Source organism: Helicobacter pylori, assembly GCF_001998165.1.
Taxonomy (GTDB): Bacteria; Campylobacterota; Campylobacteria; order Campylobacterales; family Helicobacteraceae; genus Helicobacter; species Helicobacter pylori_DL.
This window is the reverse complement of sequence record NZ_MTWR01000118.1, coordinates 1-2,400: the sequence shown is the minus strand read 5'-3', so window position 1 is coordinate 2,400 and position 2,400 is coordinate 1. Positions and strand designations below refer to the sequence as shown.

The following is a 2,400-nucleotide window of genomic DNA, read 5'->3' as shown; positions in this document are numbered from 1 at the left end:
TTAAAGGCGTGTTGGTGTTAGATGAAATGGATTCCAATTTGAGCGGTGAAGAGAGTTTAGCGGTTTCTAAAGCCCTTGAAACCTTAAGCAGCCATTCCCAAATCTTTGCCATTTCGCACCAAGTCCATATCCCAGCGCTCGCTAAAAACCATATTTTAGTCTTCAAAGAAAACCACAAAAGCCTCGCCAAAACCCTTAATAACGAAGAAAGGGTTTTAGAAATCGCGCGCATGATAGGGGGGAGCGAGAATATAGAGAGCGCGATTTCTTTCGCTAAGGAAAAATTAAAGGCGCAAGAATGAAATTTTTTCTTTTAAAGAAATTCAGCGAATTTTTAAACGCTCAAACGCATTTTAACCTCAAACGCTTGAGCGCATCTGGTTTTTTATTGGAAACTTTTTCTAAAGAAAAACACGCCTTTGTTGTAGATTTGAACGCGCCTTATATCGGTTTGTCAAAAAAACCCCCAGAGAGCGTTTTAAAAAACACCCTAGCGTTAGATTTTTGTTTGAATAAATTCACTAAAAACGCCAAAATCTTACAAGCAAACATCATTGATAACGATCGGATTTTAGAAATCACAGGCGCTAAAGATTTGGCTTATAAGAGTGAAAATTTTATTTTGCGTTTAGAAATGATCCCTAAAAAAGCTAACCTCATGATTTTAGATAAAGAAAAATGCGTGATAGAGGCCTTTCGTTTTAATGACAGGGTCGCTAAAAACGATATTTTAGGGGCATTGCCTCCTAATACATACGAGCATCAAGAAAGGGATTTAGATTTTAAGGGATTGTTAGACATTTTAGAAAAAGATTTTTTATCCTATCAGCATAAAGAATTAGAACACAAAAAAAATCACATCATCAAGCGATTGAATATGCAAAAAGAACGCTTGAAAGAAAAATTAGAAAAACTAGAAGATCCTAAAAATTTACAATTGGAAGCGAAAGAATTGCAAACTCAAGCTTCGCTATTGCTCACTTACCAGCATTTAATCAATAAGCATGAAAGTCGCGTGGTTTTAAAGGATTTTGAAGATAAAGAATGCGCGATTGAAATTGATAAGAGCATGCCCTTAAACGCTTTTATCAATAAAAAATTCACTCTCAGCAAAAAAAAGAAACAAAAATCGCAATTCTTGTATTTAGAAGAAGAGAATCTAAAAGAAAAAATCGCTTTTAAAGAAAATCAAATTAATTATGTTAAAGGAGCGCAAGAAGAAAGCGTTTTAGAAATGTTTATGCCGGTAAAAAATTCTAAAACCAAACGCCCGATGAGCGGGTATGAAGTGCTGTATTATAAGGATTTTAAAATCGGTTTAGGGAAAAACCAAAAAGAGAATATCAAACTCTTACAAGACGCAAGAGCGAATGATTTATGGATGCATGTAAGAGACATTCCTGGATCGCATTTGATCGTTTTTTGCCAAAAGAATACGCCCAAAGATGAGGTCATTATGGAATTAGCCAAAATGTTGATTAAAATGCAAAAAGATGTGTTTAATAGTTACGAAATTGACTACACGCAACGAAAATTTGTCAAAATCATCAAAGGAGCTAATGTCATTTACTCAAAATACCGAACTATTAGTCTAAAGGACACTTAAACACTTAAGGAGGTTAGCATGGGTGTTTCAGCTTTAGGCAATGTAACTTATATCAACCAAAACGCTCCTTTAAATTCTGCTATCCAACAGGGTGCAAGAAGTGATATGCTGGATTTAGCACAAAGCTTTCAAAGCAAACTTGAATTAGCCCAAGAGACAAGAGCGTTAGAAAACATGCAAGCTATTAGCGATAAAGACCCTAAAGAAGGCTCCAAAAACCGCCATCAAAACAGCCGAAAGGCTAAGGTGTTTGGCTTGGAAGAAGAAGAAATTGAATTGTGGCATGAAGAGCATTTGTTGGATATTGTGGGATAGGACTAAACTAAAGGGTTAAGATAACTTAAATGGATTTTTTAATTTGGTTTAAGTAGAACTTGATGTGGGTTTTACTTAATTATTATATTTATACTTTTTTTCTGCTATTAAAATAATTTAAACAATAAACATAAAAATATTTTTTATGTTGACTTACTATTATATTTATGATATTGTAGAACCTATGTTAATGGAAGCTATAACTAACTTTAAAAGCATATAGAAAAGGCTTTTTAAAGGGGATTATGAAACGCTCTTTAGGGATAAAGAAACTAGCAAATCAATTGACAATTCCAAATTAAACATACTAGACTTAAAGGATAACAAAATGAAGCAAGTGGGGATACAAGGCGAAACGCCTTTAGGCGTTAAATGCCATATAGAATAGGGGGTTTAGAGTCAATATCATGCACAAAAATAAGGGTAATGTTATGAAAATCTTGAATTATTTATCCTTTTTTATTATATACTACAAAATA

The 2,400-nt window shown here is 33.6% G+C and carries 2 protein-coding genes and 1 pseudogene; all 3 read left to right on the top strand.

The features are described from left to right. Nucleotides 1-302, top strand: a pseudogene (locus BZK24_RS08460) (DNA repair protein RecN); the annotation flags it as partial. Continuing rightward, nucleotides 299-1,606, top strand: coding sequence for a putative RqcH family protein (locus BZK24_RS08455; RefSeq protein ID WP_077657150.1), 1,308 nt, complete (start codon nt 299-301; stop codon nt 1,604-1,606). The pseudogene BZK24_RS08460 and the gene BZK24_RS08455, both read left to right, overlap by 4 nt. Nucleotides 1,607-1,624: 18 nt before the next feature. Continuing rightward, nucleotides 1,625-1,921, top strand: coding sequence for a hypothetical protein (locus BZK24_RS08450; protein WP_000539094.1), 297 nt, complete (start codon nt 1,625-1,627; stop codon nt 1,919-1,921). Nucleotides 1,922-2,400: the final 479 nt, after the last annotated feature.

Coding starts and splice junctions, on each gene's coding strand:
- BZK24_RS08455 (WP_077657150.1), top strand. CDS start 299: ATGAAATTTTTTCTTTTAAAGAAATTCAGCGAATTTTTAAACGCTCAA.
- BZK24_RS08450 (WP_000539094.1), top strand. CDS start 1,625: ATGGGTGTTTCAGCTTTAGGCAATGTAACTTATATCAACCAAAACGCT.